Origin of the sequence: Gemella sanguinis ATCC 700632 (assembly GCF_000701685.1) — a bacterium.
Taxonomy (GTDB): domain Bacteria; phylum Bacillota; class Bacilli; order Staphylococcales; family Gemellaceae; genus Gemella; species Gemella sanguinis.
In genome coordinates this window covers 1-24929 of record NZ_JNJO01000003.1, presented here as the reverse complement: position 1 = coordinate 24929, position 24929 = coordinate 1, and the positions used below count along the sequence as shown (strand labels likewise).

At 26.9% G+C, this 24929-nt stretch carries 25 protein-coding genes; 10 read left to right on the top strand and 15 right to left on the bottom strand.

Translation table 11 applies throughout. The features are described 5' to 3' along the window. Nucleotides 1–239: 239 nt before the first annotated feature. Genes miaA through mutS form a run of 3 tightly spaced genes read right to left on the bottom strand, consistent with a single transcriptional unit; the run spans nt 240 to nt 5856 of the window. On the bottom strand, nt 240–1133 hold the full coding sequence (miaA, locus tag T369_RS0102270; RefSeq protein WP_031551208.1) for a tRNA (adenosine(37)-N6)-dimethylallyltransferase MiaA: 894 nt from the start codon (nt 1131–1133) through the stop codon (nt 240–242). An 8-nt stretch (nt 1134–1141) separates the two neighbouring features. Further along, a complete protein-coding gene (gene mutL / locus T369_RS0102265) occupies nt 1142–3202 on the bottom strand; it encodes a DNA mismatch repair endonuclease MutL (protein WP_031551206.1) in 2061 nt (686 codons plus the stop codon). A 5-nt stretch (nt 3203–3207) separates the two neighbouring features. Beyond that, nucleotides 3208–5856, bottom strand: coding sequence for a DNA mismatch repair protein MutS (gene mutS / locus T369_RS0102260; protein ID WP_031551201.1), 2649 nt, complete (start codon nt 5854–5856; stop codon nt 3208–3210). 151 nt (nt 5857–6007) lie between these two features. Between mutS and T369_RS0102255 the strand changes: the two genes are divergently transcribed. After that, complete coding sequence (locus T369_RS0102255; protein WP_031551198.1) at nt 6008–7288, top strand: FtsW/RodA/SpoVE family cell cycle protein; 1281 nt, start codon at nt 6008–6010, stop codon at nt 7286–7288. Between the two features lie 58 nt (nt 7289–7346). Here the strand turns inward: T369_RS0102255 and T369_RS0102250 are convergent, their stop codons facing one another. From T369_RS0102250 to T369_RS0102235, 4 genes are read right to left on the bottom strand one after another with little or no spacing between them, the layout of a single operon-like run. After that, nucleotides 7347–8408 carry a M42 family metallopeptidase gene (locus T369_RS0102250; protein WP_006364779.1) on the bottom strand — a complete coding sequence of 354 codons (1062 nt, stop codon included), beginning with the start codon at nt 8406–8408 and terminating at the stop codon, nt 7347–7349. Between the two features lie 4 nt (nt 8409–8412). Next, nucleotides 8413–8682, bottom strand: coding sequence for a hypothetical protein (locus T369_RS0102245; protein ID WP_031551193.1), 270 nt, complete (start codon nt 8680–8682; stop codon nt 8413–8415). Between the two features lie 11 nt (nt 8683–8693). Further along, nucleotides 8694–9566 carry a 2-oxoacid:ferredoxin oxidoreductase subunit beta gene (locus T369_RS0102240; protein WP_031551190.1) on the bottom strand — a complete coding sequence of 291 codons (873 nt, stop codon included), beginning with the start codon at nt 9564–9566 and terminating at the stop codon, nt 8694–8696. A gap of 1 nt (nt 9567) precedes the next feature. Next, entirely contained in the window at nt 9568–11313 is a 1746-nt protein-coding gene (locus T369_RS0102235) for a 2-oxoacid:acceptor oxidoreductase subunit alpha (protein WP_031551187.1), read from the bottom strand. A 308-nt stretch (nt 11314–11621) separates the two neighbouring features. Here T369_RS0102235 and fsa point away from each other — a divergent pair, with 308 nt between their 5' ends. Continuing rightward, nucleotides 11622–12275: a fructose-6-phosphate aldolase gene (gene fsa, locus T369_RS0102230; protein ID WP_031551184.1), complete on the top strand. Its 654-nt coding sequence runs from the start codon at nt 11622–11624 to the stop codon at nt 12273–12275. Between the two features lie 993 nt (nt 12276–13268). Here the strand turns inward: fsa and T369_RS0102220 are convergent. Further along, a complete protein-coding gene (locus tag T369_RS0102220) occupies nt 13269–13841 on the bottom strand; it encodes a hypothetical protein (protein ID WP_031551177.1) in 573 nt (190 codons plus the stop codon). Nucleotides 13842–14220: 379 nt separating this feature from the next. Here T369_RS0102220 and rpmG point away from each other — a divergent pair, with 379 nt between their 5' ends. Next, entirely contained in the window at nt 14221–14370 is a 150-nt protein-coding gene (gene rpmG, locus T369_RS0102215) for a 50S ribosomal protein L33 (RefSeq protein WP_003145675.1), read from the top strand. A 79-nt stretch (nt 14371–14449) separates the two neighbouring features. On the opposite strand, the gene T369_RS0102210 is transcribed toward rpmG, so the two are convergent. The 4 genes from T369_RS0102210 to T369_RS0102195 all read right to left on the bottom strand — a co-directional run bounded on the left by T369_RS0102210 (nt 14450) and on the right by T369_RS0102195 (nt 18739). Beyond that, nucleotides 14450–15607, bottom strand: a complete 1158-nt coding sequence (locus tag T369_RS0102210) for a site-specific integrase (RefSeq protein WP_233417871.1) — start codon at nt 15605–15607, stop codon at nt 14450–14452. Nucleotides 15608–15943: 336 nt separating this feature from the next. Continuing rightward, entirely contained in the window at nt 15944–16435 is a 492-nt protein-coding gene (locus T369_RS09315) for a hypothetical protein (RefSeq protein ID WP_162164961.1), read from the bottom strand. Between the two features lie 682 nt (nt 16436–17117). Beyond that, nucleotides 17118–18134 (bottom strand): SAP domain-containing protein, encoded by a 1017-nt coding sequence (locus T369_RS0102200; RefSeq protein WP_031551171.1) that lies wholly within the window; start codon nt 18132–18134, stop codon nt 17118–17120. A gap of 404 nt (nt 18135–18538) precedes the next feature. Continuing rightward, nucleotides 18539–18739 carry a hypothetical protein gene (locus tag T369_RS0102195; RefSeq protein WP_162164960.1) on the bottom strand — a complete coding sequence of 67 codons (201 nt, stop codon included), beginning with the start codon at nt 18737–18739 and terminating at the stop codon, nt 18539–18541. Nucleotides 18740–19159: 420 nt separating this feature from the next. Here T369_RS0102195 and T369_RS0102190 point away from each other — a divergent pair, with 420 nt between their 5' ends. The 5 genes from T369_RS0102190 to T369_RS0102170 all read left to right on the top strand — a co-directional run bounded on the left by T369_RS0102190 (nt 19160) and on the right by T369_RS0102170 (nt 21631). Further along, nucleotides 19160–19360 (top strand): hypothetical protein, encoded by a 201-nt coding sequence (locus T369_RS0102190; protein WP_031551165.1) that lies wholly within the window; start codon nt 19160–19162, stop codon nt 19358–19360. A 12-nt stretch (nt 19361–19372) separates the two neighbouring features. Continuing rightward, nucleotides 19373–19963 carry a hypothetical protein gene (locus T369_RS0102185; RefSeq protein ID WP_031551162.1) on the top strand — a complete coding sequence of 197 codons (591 nt, stop codon included), beginning with the start codon at nt 19373–19375 and terminating at the stop codon, nt 19961–19963. Between the two features lie 398 nt (nt 19964–20361). Then, nucleotides 20362–20544, top strand: coding sequence for a hypothetical protein (locus T369_RS0102180; RefSeq protein WP_031551158.1), 183 nt, complete (start codon nt 20362–20364; stop codon nt 20542–20544). Next, the gene (locus T369_RS0102175; RefSeq protein ID WP_031551155.1) at nt 20544–21146 is read left to right on the top strand and encodes a hypothetical protein; all 603 of its coding nucleotides are present in this window, start codon (nt 20544–20546) and stop codon (nt 21144–21146) included. The genes T369_RS0102180 and T369_RS0102175 overlap by 1 nt, the downstream gene beginning before the upstream one ends. 89 nt (nt 21147–21235) lie before the next feature. Beyond that, a complete protein-coding gene (locus tag T369_RS0102170; protein ID WP_031551152.1) occupies nt 21236–21631 on the top strand; it encodes a hypothetical protein in 396 nt (131 codons plus the stop codon). Between the two features lie 408 nt (nt 21632–22039). Here the strand turns inward: T369_RS0102170 and T369_RS0102165 are convergent, their stop codons facing one another. The 3 genes from T369_RS0102165 to T369_RS0102155 form a co-directional block, all read right to left on the bottom strand. Further along, nucleotides 22040–22243 (bottom strand): CsbD family protein, encoded by a 204-nt coding sequence (locus T369_RS0102165; RefSeq protein ID WP_031551148.1) that lies wholly within the window; start codon nt 22241–22243, stop codon nt 22040–22042. A 35-nt stretch (nt 22244–22278) separates the two neighbouring features. Then, complete coding sequence (locus tag T369_RS09260) at nt 22279–22452, bottom strand: hypothetical protein (RefSeq protein ID WP_155835426.1); 174 nt, start codon at nt 22450–22452, stop codon at nt 22279–22281. A 502-nt stretch (nt 22453–22954) separates the two neighbouring features. Next, entirely contained in the window at nt 22955–23140 is a 186-nt protein-coding gene (locus tag T369_RS0102155) for a hypothetical protein (protein WP_031551145.1), read from the bottom strand. Nucleotides 23141–23893: 753 nt separating this feature from the next. Between T369_RS0102155 and T369_RS0102145 the strand changes: the two genes are divergently transcribed. Both T369_RS0102145 and T369_RS09395 read left to right on the top strand, forming a co-directional pair. After that, on the top strand, nt 23894–24523 hold the full coding sequence (locus T369_RS0102145) for an NAD(P)-dependent oxidoreductase (RefSeq protein WP_031551138.1): 630 nt from the start codon (nt 23894–23896) through the stop codon (nt 24521–24523). Nucleotides 24524–24604: 81 nt separating this feature from the next. Then, nucleotides 24605–24929, top strand: a 325-nt coding sequence (locus T369_RS09395; protein WP_031551134.1) for a helix-turn-helix domain-containing protein, incomplete at its 3' end; no start/stop codon positions are given.

Sequence of the window (24929 nt, the reverse complement as noted above, 5' to 3'; positions counted from 1 at the left end):
TTATTAAATATTATATTAGTAATTATACACTTCTTACTTTATATGAAGTTAAAATTTTACTTAATATTTACTTAAATTTTTACTTTTTTATTATTATTTAGTAACATTTTTATTCTCTTTTAAAAGGAGAAAGACTCATCAAGTGATGAGCCATATATTATGAAAAAAAATATTATTAAGTTTTATAGTTATTATTATATACCTTTTACTTTACATAAAATTAAAATTATAACTAAACTTTACTTAAATTTATTTTTAATATCTTCTATTACATCATTTAATAATGACTCACTTCTAGTATCATACCAAACCCCATTCATTTTATTTCTAAACCATGTTAATTGACGTTTAGCATAACGACGTGAATTTTGAGAAATTGCTGAAATAGTTTCTTCTTTTGATACATCACCCTTTAAATAAGGTAACATTTCTTTATAACCTATCGCTCCCAAAGCTTGTAATTCAGTTCCATAATCATTAATAATACCCTTTACTTCATCTTCAAGCCCTTGCTCAAACATAAGTTCAACTCGCTTATTAATTCGATTATAAAGTACTTCTCTTTCAGTATTTAAAACAATTAAATAAGGATTGTATTTTTCTAAAATAGTATCTCCATTATTATTTGTCGTTACAGATTTCTGTTCGTTCATTACATAATTATAAGCATTAATTACACGTCGATGATTATCTAAGTCAATATTATTATATGTATCAACATAGTTATCTTTTAAATATTGTTTAGCTTTCTCAACATTTATATCATAAGTTTTTTCTTCTAGATTTGTGAACTCATAATTATTTAATACTGCATTCATATAAAAACCTGTTCCACCAATTAACAACGGCATTTTCCCTCTACTATGAATATCATCAATTTTATCACGAGCTAATTTTTGAAAATCATAAACGGAACACGTAGCATTTGGTTCAAGTTCATCTATTAAATGATGAACTACCCCATTCATTTCTTCAGTTGTTACTTTTGCAGAACCTATATCAAATCTTTTATATATTTGAACACTATCTATAGAAATAATCTCACAATTGAATTTTTTAGCTAGTTCAATACTTAAGGCTGTCTTACCAACAGCCGTAGGACCTACTATTGCAATTAAAGGTATTTTTTCCATATTGTCTCCTAAACTATTCGCTTAAACATTTTTTCTAAGTCTTTTTTCTCCATTTTTGTAATAATAGGTCTTCCATGTGGACACGTAAATGGATTCTTACACTCATAAAGATCACTTATTACTTTGTTCATTTCAACTTCATTGAGTATTTGATTTGCTTTTATAGACATTTTACAACTAGCCATAGCTATTGCATCATTTCTTAATTCATTAAATGTAATATTATTGTTTTTCAAAACTTTTTCTACAATGATTTTTATCATCTCTTCTTCGTCTTCTTCTATCCAACCAGGAAATTCACGAACAACGTAAGAATTATCTCCAAACTCTTCAAAAACTATACCTAGCTCTTTAAATTTTTCTAAATTATTTCGAACTTCTGCCGCTTCTTCTACAGAAAAATCAAACATAAGTGGAATTAACATTTGTTTTTTGTAATTTTTCCTTTCGCTAAATTCACGTTGTAACTTTTCATAGTTATAACGTTCAGCTGCAGCATGTTGATCAATAAGATATAGTTTATTATCCGCTTCTGAGAGGATGTATGTTTTAAATATTTGAGCAAGAACTTTTAAGTCTGGTAATGTTCTTACCTTAGTTTCATCATCTTGAACTATTTTAGCATTTTTTATTTCATCGAAATGACTATTAGCTAATTCAGAATCAGAGCCTAAAATTACTTTGTCCTCAGTATATTCAATTTCATCTCGTTTAGAGAAATTCATAAAATTCTCTATTTCTTTTTTAGTTGGTTTCTCTCCAAATCTATTTCGATTATCCTTTGGATGTGGACTATAACTTAAATTGGGTAAGTCACTTTTAACTCGATTTGTCTTACGAGAATAACTATTATCATTATTTTCATTTTTATCATTAACAGAAATATTTTTTTCTGAAGATAAATTGTCTTCACCGAAAATAAAATTTTCTTCATTTATTATTTTATCTTCTAATTGTTTTTTAGAAATGTCCACATCCTCTTCTATACCAAATTTAGTATCTAATTCAGATAAGAAGTCTAGTTTTTCTATACGCGATTTTTCTTTTTTAGTAAGAACATTATTCATACCTTGTGGAATATATGTATAATTACTAAGTCTTTCAGCTATTATTTCTTTAATAAGCCTTATTAGTTCAGCTTCTTTTGATAATCTTACTTCTTGTTTTGTTGGATGAACATTGACATCCAGTAAGATTGGATCCATTTCTATGTTTATAACACATAGTGGATATCTATTTTTCATAAGCAGTGTTCCATAAGCATCTATAATAGAGTTTTGTATAACATAGTTCTTTATATAACGTCCATTAATAAATATATGAATGTAATTTTTACTTGCTCTAGTTTCCTCAGGAACAGAAATAAATCCATAAACTTTATAGTCATCATTACTACCACTAAAATCTATCATATTCTTTGCTACACCCATATTATAGATTTTTGATAATATTTTATGAACATCCCCATCTCCATATGTTTTAAAGGTTATTTTACCATCAACATGCAGTTCAAATGAGATATTTGGATAAGATAAGGCAAACTTATGAATTACATTCGTTATATTTGCTTGTTCTGTATGTGGATTTCGTAAATATTTTAATCTTGCAGGAGTATTATAGAATAAGTTCTCTACACTAAGATCTGTTCCTTTAATAGGAGCATAAAATTCTGATTGTACTACCTTGCCACCTTCTAAAATTAACATTTTCCCTTGGGCTTCGCCTGAACAACTTTTGATTGTAACTTTACTCACTGATGAAATACTTGCTAGAGCCTCTCCTCTAAACCCTAGTGTTTCTATATGGAATAAATCATAATCTGCACTTATTTTACTAGTAGCATGTCTAAGAAATGCTCTTTCTAAATCATCATTTGAAATACCACTACCATTATCTATTATTCTTATTTGTTTAATTCCAAATTCTTGAATTATTATCTTGATATTTGTACTACCTGCATCGATTGAATTCTCAACTAACTCTTTTACAACAGATGAAGGTCTCTCTACTACTTCTCCAGCTGCAATTTTATTAGATAATTCTGCAGATAATATATTTATTTTTCCCATTTAATTTATTTCACATCCTCGTTTAGTTTTTGCTGAATCTCATAAAGAAGATTAAATGCCTGCATAGGTGTCGTTTCAAGGAAGTTAACACTACCTATTTGTTCTTTGATATAATCAAACTTCTCATTGTTACCATCAAAGTCCAATTGTTGTTTTGCATAATGTTTTGCTTTTTCTTCTTTTACTTCTTTTTTCTTTTGTTTTTTAAGCTTTTCTTCTAATTCTACTTGTACTTCTCTTCGTATTTTCTCTTCTAGTTCTTTTGTATTTGTAAGAACATTATTATAGCTTTCACTATTTACTAAATCTTCACTACCTTTATTACCATTTTCTAACTCTTTAAGAATTTTATTAGCTCCATTTATTACATCATTTGGTAAGTGAGCTAACTGTGCTACATGAATACCATAACTTTTCTCTATTGGGCCTTCATTTATCTTGTATAAGAATATTAGTTTACCGTGATCTTCTTTAGCTGATACATGAATATTCTTTATTCCCTCGGTAATATTTTCAAGTTTTGTAAGTTCATGATAGTGAGTAGAGAATAATGTTTTACATTTAATAGTATTGTTTATATATTCTAATATTGATTGTGCTAAGGCAATACCATCATATGTAGATGTTCCTCGACCTATTTCATCAAATATTAATAATGAATTAGCTGTTGATTCTACTAAGGCATTTTTTGCTTCAATCATTTCAACCATAAAGGTTGATTTTCCACCAGCTAAATCATCACTAGCACCAATACGTGTGAAAATCTTATCAAAGATTGGTAGATTAGCTGACGAAGCAGGAACAAACGATCCTATTTGAGCCAGAATAACTATTAGTGCAAGCTGTCTCATATATGTAGACTTCCCAGACATATTTGGTCCTGTTATTAAAAGAATATTCTCATCTTTTTCAACCTTACAATCATTACTAATATAGCTATCTGCGCTTACATTACGTTCTACTATTGGATGTCTACCATCCACAATATCTATTACATTATTATCGTTAAATTCAGGTTTAACATAACCGTATTCTTCTGCCACATCAGATAATGAAACAAAAACATCAATATCACTTAAAGTATTTGCAACTCTTTGCAGACGTGGTATATATTCATGAATTTTAATTTTAACCTCTTGGAAAAGTTGTAACTCTAATTCTTCTATCTTTGTTTTTGAGTTAACTATATGTTCTTCAACCTGTTTTAATTCTTCAGATATAAATCTCTCACAATTAGAAAGTGTTTGTTTTCGGTGATACCCTAGTTCAGTTGGGTCTACACTCTTAAGTCCAACTTTAGAAATCTCGATAAAGTAACCGAAAATCTTATTGTAACCTACTTTTAAGTTTTTAATACCAGTTCTATTTTTTTCACGTTCTTCTATTTCTAATAGTACCTTATTTCCATTTTTACTAGCATTCTTATAACTATCTAATTCCTCGTTGAATCCTAATTTTATAACATTTCCATCTTTTACTGTTTGACCAGCTTCTTCATGAATAGTTTTTTCAAGGAAATCATGAAGATCTTCTAATTCATCAATATTATTAGCGATATCTACTAATTTTTCTGAATCAAAGCCTTTTAGAATATTCTTAATTTGCGGTATTTGCTTCAATGTTTTCTTTAAATTAAGAAGTTCTTTAGGACTTACAATATTATATGACACCTTAGTTGAAATTCTTTCTAGGTCATACACTTCTTTTAAACTAGTTTTAACATCTGATTTTTCAAAATAATGTTTAACAAAATCTCCTACTATTTCTTGACGTTTTTTTATTTCATTAATATCAAGTAATGGATTTTCTAACCAATTTTTTAATTTTCTAGAACCCGCTGCTGTAGAAGTTTTATCCACTATGCTTAGTAAAGAACCCTTTTTGCTACCATTAGCCATATTTTGCGTCACTTCAAGATTACGAATAGAATAGTTAGTCATATACACAAATTTATCTTTAAAGTATACCTCAAAATCTTTTAAGCTAGAGATATCTTTGTTTTGTGTTTTCTCAATATAATCTAGTAGTATATCTGCACATAATTTTAAATTTTTATCTTTTAAGTTATTAGTTTTATCTTTTGAAAGATTATCACTTTCTTGTACTTCAGTTATATATGCACTTATATCTAACTTCTGACCTTCTATACTAATAACTTCTTTTATATTATTTTTTAATACTTCATCTTGAAGATCTTCCATTGTTTTTAAAATTGTACAACGGCTATCTCCTGTCATAATATCACAAAAAGCAAAGTAGATATTATTATCTTTTAAATATGCACTACCTAGAAAGTTATTTTCATCATAGTTTTTATAGTTCATATATGTTCCAGGCGTTATAACTTGAACTACTTTTCGTTCAACAATCTTTCCTTGTCCCGGTTCAGATACTTGTTCACATATTGCAACTTTATATCCATTATTAACTAATGTATCTATATAACCTGCTGATGAATGAAATGGTACTCCACACATTGGAATCTTTTCTGCCCCACCATCACGAGCAGTTAATGTAATTTCTAAAATTTTTGATGCTCGAACAGCATCTTCGAAAAACATTTCATAAAAATCGCCTAAACGATAAAATAAAAACATATCTTGATATTCTTTTTTAATTTTCAAATACTGTTCTATCATTGGAGTATATTTCATATCTTTTAACCTTTCTTATTTTAATTAAATTTTATCTTTAAGTATTAATATTTTATTAGAAATTTAAATATTATATAAAATTATCTTTAACAATATTTAGATTTGCTAAACTTTATTTGTTATTGTATAATTACAGCAAAGGAGTTGAATTATGTTAAATTTTATAAAAAACAAAGTTAATTTATCAATACTAATTTTTTATTTTATGTTTGCTTTTTCAAGCCTTGTTCTTATTGCATTAGCAGAATATAACAATGGTATTACGCCAACTTTATTCTTAAAGCAATTTATTTTTTACCTAATTGGTTTGGGAATAATATATATACTACAAAAAATACCGGTTGATCTTATAGAAAGATTCACCATAGGTATATATTTATTTTCTCTAGTTTTACTAGTTGGAATATTTTTAGTTCCTAATAGCATGGCTCCTATTGTTAATGGAGCACGCAGTTGGTATAACTTTGGATTATTCACAATCCAACCATCAGAGTTTGCTAAAGTAGCAACAATTGCTATGATTAGTTTATTAATTAAAGAACAAAGCTTTAGAGATAATAGTGATCCTGTAAAACTTTTAAAAATATTACTTATAGTTTCAATTCCGTTCATTTTAGTATTAAAAGAAAATGACTTAGGAAATGGATTATTCTTTATATATTTATTCTTAGGTTTAGTATTTCTTGTTAGTACTCATAAAAAAACTTTACTTAATATTTATTCCGTAGTACTAGTCGTACTAGCTACTATCATTTTAGGAGCATTATATTTCCCTAGTCTACTTTCACTAGTCGGATTAAAGGGATATCAATTAAAACGTATCTTATCTTGGTTAAATCCCGAAGCTTATTCGTTAGATTATTCTTATCAAATTACTCAAGTTTTAAGCGAAATAAAAACTGGTGGTTTAACTGGAACATTTGTTAAAAATAAAACTTATATCGATGAGCAGTTTAATGACTTCATCTTCTCAATAGTTGCTAAAAACTTTGGATTTATCGGAGCATTTTTCTTCTTGATACTATTCTTTATTTTTATACTAAGATTATTTAATATTGTTAAAAAATGTGAACAAGGTAATTATAGTTATTACTTTATACTACTTGCTATTTGTAGTTTTTGTTTCTCTTTCTTCATCAATATTTTTTCTACTCTTAGCATAATCCCAGTAATCGGTATTAGTATGCCATTTATAAGTTACGGTGGTAGCTCACTTATGGCTAACAGTATATTACTAGGTATTATTATAAAAATAAATGCTACTATCCATGAAGAATACCTTGAAGATGAATATTATGAATACGATAATAACGACTATAATAATTATGATAATCAATTTAACGATTATAGTGAAAATTATGATTATAATGATAATTACGACGATAATCCAAATAGATATCGCCGCAGTAAACGTAAAAACAATTATCGATAAAAAAATTCAATAATTAATTAAGAGCGAGGATCAGACTATCTGTCCTCGCTTATCTTTATTATTTTCTAACGTCTTCTATGAATTTTTCATCAATAGTTTCAATTAATTTTCCTAAAATAGCTTTAGCTGCATAATAATCGCGAATATCAAAAATAGCATTATGAGTGTGGATATAACGACCACTAATACCTATAACAGCTGTTGGTACACCATTTACCGCTTGGTGAATATTACCTGCATCAGTTCCTCCTGGTGAAGTATAATATTGATATTTTATTTCATTTTCTTCAGCAAGGTTAACAAGTTTTTCTCTCATATTTGGACGTAATACCATAGTTCTATCAACTAGTCTTACTAAGAACCCTTCTCCTAAACGTCCGTTACTTGTTTTTGATCCATCCATATCATTTGCAGGACTGCAGTCTACAACAAAGCATACATCTGGTTTAATCATATTTGCTGCTGCACTTGCTCCTCTTAGTCCCACTTCTTCTTGAACTGTAGCACAAACTACTAAGTTAATATCTAAATCTACATTTGCAAATTGTTCAAAGATTTCTGTAATAATAACACAACCATATCTGTTATCCACAGCCTTAGTCATAAATCTATGTTCAGTAAGTTGTTCAAATGATGTTTTAGGTGTTACAAATGCACCTTCACGAATTCCCATAGCTAGAACTTCTTCTCTAGAAGACGCACCTAAATCTATAGTCATATCACTAATTTTTACATTTTGAGCTACTCCTGCAGTAAAGTGTTTTGGTATTGAACCAATTACTCCAGTAAATTTTTTACCTTCATAAGATGTAATAGTGTAAGTTTGAGCCAATAGAACATCTTCTCTGAATCCACCTAATGTTTCAAATTTTAAAAATCCATTTGGTAAAATTTTAGTTACTACAAAACCTACTTCATCCATATGTGCCGCTATCATTACTGTTTTAGCATTTGGATTTTTAGATTTTTTTATTGCATAAATCCCACCAAGATTATCATACTTAATCTCATCAGCATATGGAGATAGATTTTTTTCTAAATAGCTAGAAATTTCTCCTTCAAATCCTGATGTACCATCTAACATAGTTAATTCTTTAAATCTTTCTACTGATTTGCTCATATTCTTATACCTCTTTTATATATTGTATTGTTTCAGTTTCTTTTATATATTTAACTTCATACTCAACGCCTTCATCTTCGAAATAGAACATTAAATATGGATTTTCTATTAGGTTTAGTGTGTAACTATCCTTTACGTTATATCCTTCAGCAATAATTTTATTACGACATCTATCGATGTGATCATTATCTAATTCTTGTTCTTCCGATTTTTTAAAAAGATAATATCCAATTCCCGCCGCAGCCAAAGGCGCTACTATTTTTTTGATTTTCATATGTTCACCTCTTATCTGAATTCATCACATAATGAATTAAACATTTCCTCATCAAAAGTTAGGTCTTGGTGAGCAATAGGTTCATCACGTTTATAATTTTTTAACGTGTCTTCATAATGCTTTTTATTAGTATTTTTATAAATTACTCCTGTAACTAAATCATTGTACTCTTCTAAAATACGGTATGCTTCAAGTTTATTTGTATTATCATAACCTTCAATATCTGATAATTTAGTTAAGTTTTCTTTGTACCATGCCGGTGTATTTTTGTAGTTATATGTTTTACATGGACTAAATACATTAACAAGTGCAAAGCCATCATGTTGAACAGCTTCTTCAAAAACTTGCATCATTTCTTTCATATCACCTGTGAATACTTGAGCTAAAAATGTTACTTCACAAGATAGTGCAATTTTCATAGCTGATAAAGGTTGTTCCATTACTCCATCTAAAGTTGTAGTAGTTACTAAACCTTCATCTGATTTAGGAGACATTTGACCTTTTGTTAAGGCATAAAGTTGGTTATCCATTACTACATAAGTCATATTTACATTACGTTTCATAGCGTGAACTGCATGACCTATACCAATGGCATATCCATCACCATCTCCACCCATTGCAAAAACTGTTAAATCTTGATTTGCAAGTTTAATTCCTTGAGCTACAGGTAATGAACGACCGTGTAATCCTTGTACACCATACGCTTTAGTATAACCACTAATTTTACCAGAACATCCAATCCCTGCAGAAATTACTACGTTTTCCGGCTTAAGTCCTAAATTTACTACTGCTCTATTTATTCCTGCCAATACAGAGAAGTCTCCGCAACCAGCACACCAATCAGGTTTTACATCATTTCTATAATCTTTTAATGTGACTTTCAAATTACTTCTCCTCCTCTAATAATTGAGCTACAAGTTGATGAGTATAATAAATATCACCATCATATTTCAGTAAGCTTCCTAATTTATCTGAATTATGGTACTTACTCGCAATAACCGTACGTAATTGTTTATTGTGATTGTGCTCAACAATATATACTTTTCTATACTTGTCAAATGTATCACGAATTTCTTGAGCTACTGGGTATATTTGACGTATTTGCATTGTATCAATTTTCATACCTTGCTCTTTTAATTGTTTAGCTGCTTTATTTAGTACTCCATATGTTGAATTAACACCAACAAGTAATATATCTTTCTCGTCATTATATTCATGTAATACAAACGGTCTATCAACTAAAGCACTCTCAATCTTATTAGCACGTTTTTCTTTTTGGCGTGCTGTATTTCGTCTAACCTCTGATGGTAATCCAACTACAGAGTGCTCATAACTGTTCGCATTATGAATTCCACCTTTTTGTCCAGGTATCGTTCTTTCAGAAACTAATACACCAGTCGTATAACGTTTGAAATAAATAATATCACTTTCTGTTATTTCTTCTTGTTTTAATAAACGACCACGATCTATTTGCACTTTACTGAAATCAAAGTTAGGAACAGTTTCCTTATTCATCCCTAATTGTAAATCCATTAATACAATTACAGGTGTCTGATATTTTTCTGCCATATTAAATGCATCAATCATAGTGTAGAAACAATCTTCTACAGATATAGGTGCTAGCACTACACGCGTAGCATCCCCTGTTCCTCCATAAACTGCATGGAAAATATCAGATTGTTCTGTTTTTGTAGGAAGTCCTGATGATGGTCCACCACGTTGAACATCAACTATAACAACTGGTTGCTCCGCCATAACACCCATACCTAAAAATTCAGTCATAAGTGAAATACCAGGCCCTGAAGTAGCAGTCATCGCTCTAACTCCAGCAAAGTTCGCTCCTATAGCTACACCTAATGCAGCAATCTCATCTTCAGTTTGTATATACGCACCTTTTACTGTTGGTAATTTATCAAATAAATATTCCATAATCTCAGTGGCTGGTGTTATTGGGTACCCTGCATATAGTCTACATCCTGCAACTAGTGCACCTAGACCTGCAGCATGGTTACCTACCAACCACATATTCGATTTTTCTTTTGGTTCTAATTTTTTCAAGTAATATTTGTTACCAATATTATGTTCATTCATAAAATCAGTCATTATTTCATGACCTTTATCAAATGCCTGAATATTCATATTTACTATTTCTTCACCTTTACTAGAAAACTTAGATTCAATCATTTCATAGAAAATCTTTCCATCTATATCTAGTAAAGCAGAACATATACCTAATGTAATTATGTTCTTAATAATAGGTGTTGAGATTTCTTTAGCTAACTCAGTTATTGGAAAAACTGCAACAAGTCCTTTTATTTCTTCAGATATTACCGGTTTAATTTTTTCATCTGCAATAATTATACTATTTTCATCTAGTTCATTAATATAATTATCTAGTGTTGATTGATCAAATGCGATAAGTATATCTGTTTTATAATCAATAACATTAATTTTTTCTTCAGATATACATATTTTACTATTACTATGCCCACCCTTAATTCTACTTGCAAAATCACGAGTAGAATACATATGGTATCCTAATTTATTAATAACTGTAGAGAAAATCTCAGCTGTACTTTCAAGTCCTTCACCTTGTTCTCCACCTATTTTCCATCCTAGTTTATTTATCATACAATCTCCTTCAATCTCTTTCATGAGAAATTTTATTCGTTGATTTCTTAATACTTTATTTTATCATATTTAAGAAAATTTTTCCATCCTATAATATTTATTTTTGTTGTAATAAATCCTTATTTTTTACAAGTTCTAATAGATTAAAGATTTTATTCTAATTTTACCTTTTTAGTACAATATTTGATAAAAATTCTATTTAAAATACAATTATTACTTACTCATATTTATTAGGATATATACATAATTGAAATTGTTTTCATTATATGCTATTATCTATTATAGAGAGAAATGAAAGGAGTTAAAAAATGAAATTTTTTATAGATACTGCAAATGTTGATGACATTCGCCTTGCTAATGATTTAGGAGTTATTTGTGGGGTTACTACAAATCCTTCACTAATCGCAAAAGAAGGGAGAGACTTTAAAGAGGTAATTAAAGAAATCACAGAAATAGTTGATGGACCTATTAGTGGAGAGGTTAAAGCTACTACTACTAATTGGGAAGATATGGTTTCTGAAGCTCGTGAAATTGCTAAAATCCACCCTAATATGGTTGTAAAAATTCCTATGACAGAAGATGGATTACGTGCTGTTAAAGTCCTTAAAAAAGAAGGCATAAAAACAAATGTTACATTAATTTTCAGCCCTAACCAAGCTTTACTGGCTGCTCGTGCAGGAGCTACTTATGTATCTCCATTCTTAGGTAGACTAGATGATATTTCTCATAACGGATTAATCCTTATTGAAGAAATCGTGGAAATTTTTGCTAACAACGATTTTGATACAGAAATCATCGCAGCTAGTGTTAGAAATCCAATTCATGTTGTTGAATGTGCTAAAATGGGATGTGACATAGCTACAGTTCCTTACAGCGTTATTAAACAAATGATTAAACATCCACTTACTGATATTGGTATTGAAAAATTTAAACAAGACTACTATAAAGTTTTCGGAGAATAATCTTTTATTTATATTAATTCTCCATAAACAAATATTTATGTAATAATTAAAATATTTTTACTCATAAATTATTGATTTTATTAGCCTAAATCAATTTTTTATGAGTTTTTTCTTGTTTTTGTTTTTTTCAATCCCTAATGATAAATAAAACCTATCAATATAGAAATTTTTTTATCTTTACTATATTAACAGGTTTAATTTAATATTTTATTTTAATTACTCTGTCGCCATACTCTAATAGCCTCTTGTCTCTTTTCATTATCTCTTCACTAAAACTACTTATAATAAATACACTTATTCTAAGATTTTAAGCATCATTACAGCACTACAAATAATTTTTATTGTTGATTCTGCTACATCATTTGAATATAGATATACAATAGTGTTAACTATATAATACTCATACCCTAATTATTATTAACTCTTAATTTTCTCATTTAATATTTTATTCATAGCACTATAAATTTTTTATTTTCATTGGATTATCTTATTAATCTAACACAAAACAATATATTAGCTAATATCACTGGGAATTCGCCATTAAAAACATTACTAATCTATTTATAATATAGTTATATTTATTTTTATCATATTCTCAAGAATTATCATATACCTTTTATTGCCAGTAACCCTATTACACCAATTATACACAATGTAGTCAATATAGGACTCCAAAAAACCCACAACACTATTATTGTTAATATTATATTAAATATAACTATAATGACTAGACTTAATCCACTATCTTGTTCATATCTTATACAATAATAAATAAAACCCATCAGCATTATTAATATTCCTATTCCACATATTAAATAATGAAAATAATATGGCTCTTTTACGATTAAAATCGCCTCTTTTATTAATCCAAATTTTTTCTCTATTATTTTTTCAGTTAAATATTGTTTGTAATTATATAATTTAAATAGAAACACTAGGGATATTATCACTAATATTATTTCTACTATTTGATATCCTTTTCTTATCATTTTCTTATTTTAATAAATTATAAAGAAAAATTATAACTCCCCATATGAAAGTAAGTTTGGCTACATCTATTTGATTATCTTTACTTTTATCAATCTTCAACCACCCATATATGTTTTTTAAAGCGTTTATTAATACATATATTAATAAACTAATTGATAATAAACAAAGTATTGAAAAAAATAATTTTTCTCCTAATATTAATATAGCAAATATACTTATCCCCCCAAAAAATATGGAAGCTATAAAAAATAAAATTAAATATCTTGTTCTTCTTGATTTATTTAAAAATAATATCGATAATATTATAATCATAAATCCTGCTATTAAATAGCCAGTATTATTATAGGATACAGCACTAACAGTATCAATATTATCCATAAAATCTTTAACCTTATTAACTATATTTTTTTGTAGATAATTTATTAAATAAAAATAACTTATACTACCTACTCCCAAAGATAATAATATAAATGTTATATCATCTTTTATATTTTTCATTATTTTATTATCAAAAATTTTTCTAAATAATTTATCTAACTCTCTTTCTTTTATTATTTTTTTATTTTGATTCTTCATTATAATCACCTATCTTCATTATATCACATCAATCTAATTTCTCATAATTTAATTAAAGTTTTCATTTATCATATTTTTAACTATATTATTTTTTTACTATCTTCTTCTCTATAGGCAACATTACTTCATATCTATTATATTCTTCTATAGTTACATCATATCATAACATTAAAAATAACTATATAACTGTTATTATGTTATTTACTAACTTATATATTACAAATATTGTTGCTGATTATAAAATAAACTATTATTAATAACCATTAAAAAAAGTAAAAAAACTTTAACTTTTCACTGGAAATATCTATTGACTAGTGGTATAATATATTTTGTTGTATGAAAAAGTTGTTAAGATTAAATTTTATAGGAGGTTATATTAATGCGCGTAAATGTAACATTAGCTTGTACTGAATGTGGTGATAGAAACTACATTACTAAAAAGAACAAAAGAAATAATCCAGACCGTATTGAACTTAAAAAATACTGTCCAAGATTAAAAAAAGTGACTTTACACAGAGAAACTAAATAATAAAATTAGAAAAGCCTTAAAGTATCTACGTTTAAGGCTTTTTGTTTTGCCGTTTGACAATGTTTTGACAATGTAACTGTTACAAAGCCATAAATTTAGCAAACTTATCAGCCATATTATCTCTTTGTTTTTCAGTTGCGTGAGCATAAATACTCATTGTTGTTTTTAAGTCAGAATGACCTAACCTATCTTGAACTTCTTGAATGGTAAACCCACTTTCAAACAGTAAGCTACAATGTGTGTGTCTGAAACCATGAACTTTAATTTGTTTAAAATCATTCTTCTTACATATGCGCTTCGAATTGGTATTCATGAAGTTAAGATATAAATATGAATTTGATACCTCTTCAGTAAAACAAGGTTGATACTTCTTTACCCGTGTGCCTACCATTATGAATTTCTCTTTTTGCTTAATTTTCCAACGTTTCAGAATATTAGCAGTTTGTTCATCTATACTAATATTTCTAATACTGCTTTTACTCTTAGGAGTTTGCACTACTACTTTTTTATCTGTATTCAATGCTAAAGTCTTGTTAACAGTAATTATATTGTTGGTAAAATCAATATCAGACCATTCTAGAGCCTGTAATTCACCCTTACGAATACCAGTATAAGCCAACACCCTAAACATTGCAGTTAGCTTTATATCCTGCTCATTCTCAACTAATGTAAGGAATTCTCTTAATTCTTCTTTAGAATAGTATGTATCCTTATCATCTGAAGTTATATCATCATTTTTCTTAGGTAATAAGACATCTTTCATAGGGTTAGTATAAATAACCTTCATTTTTACAGCATAGTCTAAAATCATGCTTCCATAGATCTTTATTTTTTTGAGAACAGCCAGAGAAAAAGTTTTACTGTACACATTTATCACTTTTTGGCAATAAGGTAGAGTTATCTTTTTCAATTGCATATTTCCCATTTTATCAAGTAATAAATTAAATATATGTTGATTAACAAGTAATGTACTTTCTTTTATAGTATGTTGATATCCTTCATACCATAACTCATATATTTCTTTAAATGTTGTAACATCAGTATTCAGTAAGCCATTATTAGCTATTTCAGTTTTAATTTTTGCTTCACATAGTAAAGCTTCTTTTCTAGTTTTAAAGCCACGTCTAGTAGTATACCTATCTTTTCTAGTAACCTCATCTTTTCCAAGATAAATATATACCATATAATAGTTTTTTCCATTAGATTTTTTAGTATATTGTTTTATCATTTTTATCATTTTTATCATTTCCTTTCTATCTAGCGCATATCAAAGAAATTAATAAATTTATTCTATAAAACACCTCGTATTTCAAACGTGAAGACGTCTAAAATAATTTTTAATATAATTACCCCAAGATAAACAGCGTGCTTATACACCGTTTAAATGGGTATCGATTTTAAGTAAGCTTACAAACCTTGTTATTACACCATTTATATGATATAATAGAGTTACTATAATATCAAACTTGTTTATCATTTTTCAGTACTAGTATTTTTTACTGGTGCTTTTTTATTTTCCACCTATCCCTTACTTGTCATTTTTCTCTCTTACCTATTTTTTCAATAATTTTTATTAAATATATTTCTTCAATTTTTTCTCTCTTTTTTTCAACTCGAGAATGTCGTCTATCAACAATAATAAATAATTAGGCGATATAATTCTTCGTACTTTATTTTTACTTATATAATTATCTATTAACAACATACATATTAATATAATTGTCACAGCAACCATTATTTTAATATTATTTTTTTGGGATTCAATAAAATTAATAAACTCATTAGAATTAAATATCTTTGAATCTTTTAAAAGTTTAAGAACTGGAGCAATTGCTGTAACTTTAACTATAGATTTCATTTTTTCCCATATCTTAAATTTTATTCTTTCTTTATCTTGTTGCAAAATATATTTTAAACCTAATAATGACGGAGTATTAAAACTTTTTAAAACTTTATATATATCTTTATCAGAAATACTTTCAAGATCAATACACAATTTATCGATACTTGCCCCATTAGCTCCATCAGTTATTATTTTTGAAAATTTATTCTTGATTTCAGACAATGATTTGTCATCTTTTTTATAATTTTTTGTTTTTTTTGCAGTAGTAACTAATAAACATATTAACAAAAATATAAAATTAAATAAAACAATAAATAAAAACCTAAATAGAAAAATTAACCATAACCATGCAAGTTTTTTATAAACGTAATTGGTTAGTAGCATACCTAAGATTTTAACCAAGATTATAAAAAAGATTATAAAAAAGACTATAAAAAAGATTAAAACATAGTGTCTAGATTTGCTTTCAGATATTTTATATTTAAGATTTATTCTCTTAAATATTATTTCTGCAATTACTTTACAAAATATAAAATATATAATAATACAAATTATTTCAATAAAATAAAAAATTAAATATGATACTTGCTCTAAGTACGGAAAATTCAAAAATTCTGCAATCTCCTTCATAGAACTTTCTGTTTCCATTCCTAGAAATTTCAATATTTTTTTACTATACAAAAGCATAAGTAAAACTATATTAGCTATCACAAATATAATAATCACATTTTTATTTTTAAATTGTTTAATTTTTTCGAATACTCTTATAACAAAATTTTTAACGACTAGTAATACTACAAGCATACTAACCAAAACAAATATAACCATCATTAGATCAGATATAATTTCTAAAATCACATTATATAATCTTTCCATTTAATCACTCCTTTATTGTATAATTTTATTAGCCATTAAACCATGATTTTATCTTATCCATAAAACCTATTTTTTCTTTTTTATCTTCTTCAAACTCAATTCTAACATTCTCTTGTTGTATTTCCTCACTTATACTACCATTAAATTTACCTTCAGCTTGATTTCTTTTATAAATATTCACTATAATTCTATCAACTTCATAGGAATTTTTTAAGCAAAACGCAATAATCAGGTTTTTTATTTCATCATTATTAAAGTAATTATTATAATAAGTTTTTTCTAAACTGTTTATATATGATTCCATATTTTCTTTTAAGTCTTGATTTGATTGTAATAAAAGACTTATATCTTTTGTGTGGAAACTTAATCTATTTACATAGTTTTTAAATTCCTTTATGTTTATTAAACGAAGATATGGAGTATCCGTGGATAAGAACTCATAACATGATTTTAATAAATAATACAGTTGCTTATCTTGATTATTATAAATATTAGATACTTGACTTAATTGGTGATACAAATAAGAATTATCACTTATTTCTTTAGTCTCTTTATCAAACCTCACTTTACATTCAATAAAGTCACATATAAGATCTAATTCATCTGAGTTTTGATTACTAAGATAAAAGTTGTAAATATCCACAGGATAAGCAATATTGTTGCTGTGAGCAACTAAAACAAATTTTGTTCTAGATAGAAGACTTTCTCCTTTATCAGTTATATATCTTTCTAATTCGAGATACCTTTGATAATATTTCTTATCACATTCCTCAATAATTCTCTCTATCAAATCATTCTTTTTACCTGTTACTTTTAATTCACCTTTAACTAATATTTCCTTTAATTCTTCAACTTTAAGTTTATTTAATGATATTCTTTCATCATACCTCATTTCTATATAGCCATTATCTAATAAATTATTAAGTGATTTTTCATTATCATTAAAGTAGTCATTTTTCCAAAATGTTTGATATAATTCTGAAGCTTTACTACGTTTTGCTATATAATGAAGTATTAGTACATCATTCCCCGTTAAATTCTCCATTTCATTTTTCCTCTCAATATAAAATTCCCTATTCTGTAATAAAATTAATTGGATTTTTATTTTTTAAATAATCTGGAAATCTCGTATTTGGATTAACTTCCAAATATTTATTATTTTTTTGTGACTATATAATCCACTCCCCTCATTAAATTCAAAATAAACATTACCGTACTTTGTTACAGGGGCTATATTATGTGGTTTGTATATTAACTTACATTTCCCAATTCTCTAGTAAATATTTTTTAATAATGTAGTTATTATTTAATATTAATGTTTGTAATCTATCTAAATCATATTTTAATTCATCTGAATCGATATTAGATAAACTATACTTTTCTTATATTTTATCAATTTTTTGTATTAATTTTTCTTTATTTTGATAAAATGTAATTTTTTCTTGTAATTCATCTATATTTCGTGATATTAGCGTAAGGCTTCCCAAGTAAACTTACAACTATTTTAAATGCAGTATGCTTATCATCATCTAATAAATTACCAATATTACCATCTAATATTCCATGATCCCCTTTATTATTAAGAGCGAACTCTTCCTCTAATATATTATTATTAGAATTATTTAATTCTCTAATTTTACAATTATTCAAAATTTCTATTTTTAACAAAACATCTGTTGATACATTGAAAAAGAGCAATCTCTTCTATACAATCTTTTTTAGGTTATCGCTGGTTTGTTTCATACATGATTATATCAGAACCATATAAACCTAACTCTATACCTAGATCCATCTTACTTAAGTTTTTTAGTTTTCTTTATTTGTATAAATTTCTTCCGAAATTATTTATATTACTCATGAAATCTCCTCTCCTTATATAATAAATGATATCACAAACCATATTATAAAACAATATTTATTAAATTAATTTTGAAATAGTATTAAGTATTTTTTATAAACTAATTTAACTGTACACATAGCATATAATAATAAATTAAAACTGTTGAAGAAAATCATATTAATATAATAACTAAATAAAAATAATGTATATTAGATAAATTAATAAGAAGGATGCTAGACGTTGGAATTGAAGATGATAAGATAATAGCTACACTTTCTGAATTTAAAGACGAGGACTTTTCTTCTAAAAGCAAAGATATTGCTCTAGAAGAAATCAGAGAGTTAAGAAATGATATTGCTTCATTACATCAAAGCAACAAGTCTGAAAGTATTACTGACATAGCAAATAGTTACAACATTAGAAATAAATAGGAGGTTTATATTATGGAAAGAATTCAAAATAAAATTACAGAACTAGAACAGCTAGAAGCTAACAATGATGAATTGATTAAGGAGATAGATAACAGAATAGATAATGCCGCTAAAGAATTAGAAACTATTCAAAGTAAAAATAGCGCTACTCTTTCAATTAGTGATAAGGTCGATCTAAAGACTAAAGAGACCGAAGCTATAACTAAGATTAATACCTTAAGAGCAACAAAGGAGGATATCCAAAAAGAATTTAATGATCAAAAGAAAAAATTAATAATGGAATTGTCTAAATTAAGAGAGTTCTTTACAAAAGAAGAAAATGAGTTTCTCTCTAGAAAATCTTCACTCCTGGATGAAGTTATTAATCATGCAGTTAAGTATGCAAACAAGAAGCTAACTGAACTTCAGAAAGATGGTAAAGAAAAAACTCAGACTATCGAGCCACTTAAAGCGAAAGTAAATTCTTACCTTGGAGAAATTGAAAGTATCCCACTAATAGAAAGTGAATGCGCCCCCTACTCTCCTTATGCTTTTACTTATGCTCAGAAGCAACTAGAAACAGCATGTCAGGAATTAGTTAGAACATTCTGTAAATATAATTAATAAAATTAAAAACAAGCCATGTACCACAAAACACGGCTTGTTTTTCTTATAAGAAAGCTATATCTATTATACCAGAATTAGCTTGTATTTTCAATTCTGAGCGCATTCTATATAGTGTTAGGCTAATTACCTTATGAGTAAAATTCAAAGCTTAAAATAGCTTTAACAATTTGTCAGCACTTGTCAAATTCTCCATATAAATGTTGGAAAATGTAGGAATAATATCATATACAAAGTGATTACAATAACAACTTTATATTTCATAAAAAAACACTCCTTTTATCGGGTTATTTCCGGGAAATGAATTTGCCTTGGGACATATTTTTATATTGACTCATAACAAGATAAACAGGTATAATAATAATAGAAAGAAAAAGAGAAAGAGGAGGTGCGTTCTGATGGCAACAAAAAGTTTTGATACTACTCTAAAATTCAATAGAAAATCTACTGATAGCCTTTTGAATGCTCTTGAAAATATTAAAAAACCAAACTTAGAGGATATTTCTAATATTAAAATAGTAAGAAGTAGTCAAGATATAGTGAATCTTTTTAAAAAACCAGCTACTAGAAAGGAAAATTAATGGAGATTAATGTAGTCGGACTTCAAGATTTATTAAATACATTCTCTGAAGAGGATGTACAAAATATATTAAAAGAATTTAAAAGCATTCCAAATCATGAAACAAACGAACAAAATGATGTGGAGTGCTTTTTACATAATAAAGCTATTAACTTTGAAAATATGGCTTGGGCAACCACGCACTTGGCATTTGTAGAGTTAGAAAAACCAGTACTTGTTGGTTATTTTTCTTTTGCAAATAGACCATTAAAGATGACTAAAAAGAATTTTGAGAAATTATCAAATACTCAAAAGAAAAAATTATTGAAATATGGTAGGAGAGAGGAAAATTTCGTAGAGATTAATAGTTATCTAATTGGACAGCTTGGAAAAAATTATAATTTAGATGATAGCATAAAACAAGAAGTAACAGGAAATAAATTATTAGCAATAGCATATAAAATGCTAGTAGATATTGTTAAGGTTGTAAATGTGAAATATGTATGGGTAGAGTGTGAAGATAGTGAAAAACTTTTGGATTTTTATAAAGAGTTTGGATTTAATTTAATAGAAAATTATCGTGGTGACAATGAATTAAATGTACTGATAATGAAAATACAATAACCCTTCATCATAACTATATGAAGTGCATTGTGTTGTTAGTCAGTAAAAAATATAAACAATAACTACTAAAAAAAGGAGATGTATGTTTAGTGTGTATAACTAAAGAAGAATTACTAAGAAGTTATCCTGATGAAATATTTACTTATACAGATCAACGTTGGAAAGCAAAGATAGTCTATACTTTAAAAGTAATAAAACTATCAAAAAAATATGTTAAAATAAACTTGGAGGCGACCAAACAGTTAAATAATAATGATAAATTAAATGTCAATGAGAAGGTTATATTAAATGTCAATGTGAAGGTGGAAAAGAATGAGTTTAACGACTTTGAATATACAGTACCTAATAAAATTCCATTTCCAATTTTTATAAGACACGACCTCAACTGCATTCTATATTTAATTGAACAAAAGAAAAAAGATGAAGATTTAGAAAAAAATGAATTTAATCCTAGTTACTCACTAATTTATAGTAAATACATTTAACTTAAAAGAATACTTCAAGAAACTTTTTTACTTTCTATAGATAAAAAAATCGTCAATATAACAGCATATATAATACAGAATTTTTAAAAAACGTAAAAAAACTAGTATATAACTCTATCTTATTAATATCTTAATTAATAAATTACCTTAATCCCTTTGATATGTGCAAGATAATTAATAATAAAGTTAGAAAAGCCTTAAAGTATCTACGTTTAAGGCTTTTTATTTTGCGCTTTGTCCCATATTTACCCACACATTAGAAATTTACGTATTTTGTGAACTTATTCTCATTGCAAACTAATTCAAAACAATAAAAAAGCCCTATAATCTTTATAACAGCTTTACTTGTTAAAAGATTGATAGAGCTTAATTAAATGAAAGGAAAATCAATTATTTATTTTAGTAATTTTACTCTTCATCTTTTTTTATAGCTTTTTTTACACCATCAACTGCACCTTCTACAGCATCTTTCGCATCTTTTGCTACTTCTTTTACTTTAGAAACTACTTTTTCTGCAGCTCCTTCTTTTTCTGTTTTTTCATCTCCAGTTAATTTTCCAAGACCTTCTTTAACTGAACCTTTTACTTGTTCTAATTTTTCTTCTAATGACATAATTTTACCTCCTAATTTAATTAAATTATTCTTGGTTATTGTAATAAATTATTTTCTTTATTTTCACCAATCTCTTTTAATACTTCCTTAGTCTCATCGGCGATTTTATTAATCTCTTCATTTGTTTTTTTATCTTCAACTTCTTCTACAGCTTTAGATACATTTATCTTTTCTTCTGCCGGTACACTAACTCCACCTTCTAATGTCATAATAACACCTCCCTATAATTATTTAGATATTTACTTTGTTTGTCCCAATTTTTAAATATCATACAAATATCTATCTAATTATTACTATATATGAATAAACGGTATTAATCAACGAAAACGCTCGCAATATTGATGTGATAATATTCTATATCCTTATATTATCTTATAATCCTTGAAATTTCCTAAAATAGTTATAGAAATAATTTCAATTAAATATTATTATTTTTTAATTTACTTATAGCTTCTTCTTGCTAATTAATAAACCTTTATAAAATAAATATATATTTGTATATTCAAATAATAAAAAATACATCTAATTTATAGAATATATTAAATTTAATAATAAACTTAAATTTTTTTTTCTAAAACTTTCAACGTTAATTGATTTCACTTATCATATATAACTATTTATTTCTTATACATTCAACAATAAAAAGCTCTATAATCTTTATAGTTATTTAACAACCACAAAAAATATAGAGCTTTTTTATAATTTTAAAAATTAATCTTTTTTAAATAAGTTTTTTACGGTATCAATAGCACCTTCAACATTACCTTTTGAATCTTCAGCTACTTCTTTTACTTTTGATACTACATTTTCTAATTCGATATTCTCATCTCCAGTAATTTTTTCTAAACCTTCTTTTATTGAATCTTTAGCTTGATTAATTTTATCTTCAAATGACATAGTCATACCTCCATTTTTTAATAATAACACTTTATACTACAAGTTCATTTTAGTCAATTAACTAGCTCATATAACTTCACTATTTTTCAAGATATCCTTTACCTATTTTTAGAAATCTAGAAACCTATTTTAAAGCGGCACACAATTTGTTTTTTAAAAAGATATATGATAGAATAACACTATATTAGGAGGCAGACAATGAAGAAGTTTTTAGAAAAAGTACCCTATTTAATTTTTTCTTTCTTTTTATTTATAATACTTCCTCTGTGTTCTTATTTTATATCAAATAGATCAGGAATGATAATATGGTTACTTCTTTTCTTATATCCAATTGTCAATTTCATTATATCTTTTCTATATGCATATAATAAAGAGGATTTTAGCTACTTATTTTCTATTCTCGTAGGAGCCTTTTATCTATTATCTTGTCTAATTATATTAAATTTTGATATTCTAATTTATGGTTTATTATATATTTTCTTTAGTTTGTGTGGGCAAGGTATTGGTTTTCTAGTAAGACAACTTCGTAAAAATAAAAAAAGTACTAAACAGAGATAGTTAAATATTAATCATTAAAGAAATGTATCTTATTTTCAAGTTATACATTTCTTTTATTTTTTTCTTTAAAAATTACGCTATATGATACAAATGTTACTTTAAAGTAACTATGATACAAAAAAGTGCGTACTTTTCTTATTTTTTATACATGCTATTATATTAGTATAACAACAAACAATTTTGGAGGAATTAAAAATGAAAATAGCAGTAATTGGAGCAAATGGAAAAGCAGGTAAATTAATAGTTAAAGAAGCAATTGAAAGAAATCATGATGTAACAGCAGTAGTACGTTCAGAAAATAAATCAGAAGCATCTAAAGTAATTAACAAAGATCTATTTGAGTTAACTAAAGCAGATTTAACAGGTTTTGACGTAGTAGTTAGTGCATTTGGGACATTTAATCCAGATACATTATCTTTACATTCTAAAACAGTCGAGCACTTCTCAGAAATATTAGATGGAACAAACACTCACTTACTTATCGTTGGTGGGGCTGGTAGTTTATACTTAGATAGTTCAAAAGCTACTAAACTATTTGAATCACCAGAATTTCCTGAGGTATTTAAACCTTTAGCAAAAGCTCAAGCAGATGAACTTGATTTACTTCGTACAAAAGAAAATATTAATTGGACATTTGTCAGTCCAGCAGCTGACTTTGTTGAAGATGGCCCTAAAACTAATAACTATGGTATAGCTGGTGAAATCTTCACTACTAACGAAGAAGGCGTTAGTTATGTTAGTTATGCAGATTATGCTAGTGCACTATTAGACATTATCGAAGCAAACTCTAATATTAAAGAACGAGTTTCAGTTTATACTAAATAATAGGAAAATAACCAACCCAAAAAATGTACCGACCCCAAAAAGTTAGACCAAAAATCTAACTTTTTGGAGGTCGGTATTTTTATGTCAAAATATACATTTGAATTAAAAAAGAAAGTAGTATTAGAGTACCTAAATGGAGGTATTGGATACATACCATTAGCGAAAAAGTATGGTATTAAATCAGAGGCTAATATTAAAGTTTGGGTATCTAAATATAAGAAATATGGAGATGAAGCCTTACTTCGCTCAAGAAAAAATAAAGAATATTCTTTCGAAAAAAAGATATTTGTTGTAGAATTATACTTAACAAGTGAACTCTCGTACAATGACATTGCTTTACAAGAAGGTATAAATAATCCATCACTTATTTGTAACTGGGTTAATCTCTTCAGAGTAGCTGGTCCTG

Coding starts and splice junctions, on each gene's coding strand:
- miaA (WP_031551208.1), bottom strand. CDS start 1,133: ATGGAAAAAATACCTTTAATTGCAATAGTAGGTCCTACGGCTGTTGGT.
- mutL (WP_031551206.1), bottom strand. CDS start 3,202: ATGGGAAAAATAAATATATTATCTGCAGAATTATCTAATAAAATTGCA.
- mutS (WP_031551201.1), bottom strand. CDS start 5,856: ATGAAATATACTCCAATGATAGAACAGTATTTGAAAATTAAAAAAGAA.
- T369_RS0102255 (WP_031551198.1), top strand. CDS start 6,008: ATGTTAAATTTTATAAAAAACAAAGTTAATTTATCAATACTAATTTTT.
- T369_RS0102250 (WP_006364779.1), bottom strand. CDS start 8,408: ATGAGCAAATCAGTAGAAAGATTTAAAGAATTAACTATGTTAGATGGT.
- T369_RS0102245 (WP_031551193.1), bottom strand. CDS start 8,682: ATGAAAATCAAAAAAATAGTAGCGCCTTTGGCTGCGGCGGGAATTGGA.
- T369_RS0102235 (WP_031551187.1), bottom strand. CDS start 11,313: ATGATAAATAAACTAGGATGGAAAATAGGTGGAGAACAAGGTGAAGGA.
- fsa (WP_031551184.1), top strand. CDS start 11,622: ATGAAATTTTTTATAGATACTGCAAATGTTGATGACATTCGCCTTGCT.
- T369_RS0102220 (WP_031551177.1), bottom strand. CDS start 13,841: ATGAAGAATCAAAATAAAAAAATAATAAAAGAAAGAGAGTTAGATAAA.
- rpmG (WP_003145675.1), top strand. CDS start 14,221: ATGCGCGTAAATGTAACATTAGCTTGTACTGAATGTGGTGATAGAAAC.
- T369_RS0102210 (WP_233417871.1), bottom strand. CDS start 15,607: ATGATAAAAATGATAAAACAATATACTAAAAAATCTAATGGAAAAAAC.
- T369_RS0102200 (WP_031551171.1), bottom strand. CDS start 18,134: ATGGAGAATTTAACGGGGAATGATGTACTAATACTTCATTATATAGCA.
- T369_RS0102190 (WP_031551165.1), top strand. CDS start 19,160: ATGCTAGACGTTGGAATTGAAGATGATAAGATAATAGCTACACTTTCT.
- T369_RS0102185 (WP_031551162.1), top strand. CDS start 19,373: ATGGAAAGAATTCAAAATAAAATTACAGAACTAGAACAGCTAGAAGCT.
- T369_RS0102180 (WP_031551158.1), top strand. CDS start 20,362: ATGGCAACAAAAAGTTTTGATACTACTCTAAAATTCAATAGAAAATCT.
- T369_RS0102175 (WP_031551155.1), top strand. CDS start 20,544: ATGGAGATTAATGTAGTCGGACTTCAAGATTTATTAAATACATTCTCT.
- T369_RS0102165 (WP_031551148.1), bottom strand. CDS start 22,243: ATGTCATTAGAAGAAAAATTAGAACAAGTAAAAGGTTCAGTTAAAGAA.
- T369_RS09260 (WP_155835426.1), bottom strand. CDS start 22,452: ATGACATTAGAAGGTGGAGTTAGTGTACCGGCAGAAGAAAAGATAAAT.
- T369_RS0102155 (WP_031551145.1), bottom strand. CDS start 23,140: ATGTCATTTGAAGATAAAATTAATCAAGCTAAAGATTCAATAAAAGAA.
- T369_RS0102145 (WP_031551138.1), top strand. CDS start 23,894: ATGAAAATAGCAGTAATTGGAGCAAATGGAAAAGCAGGTAAATTAATA.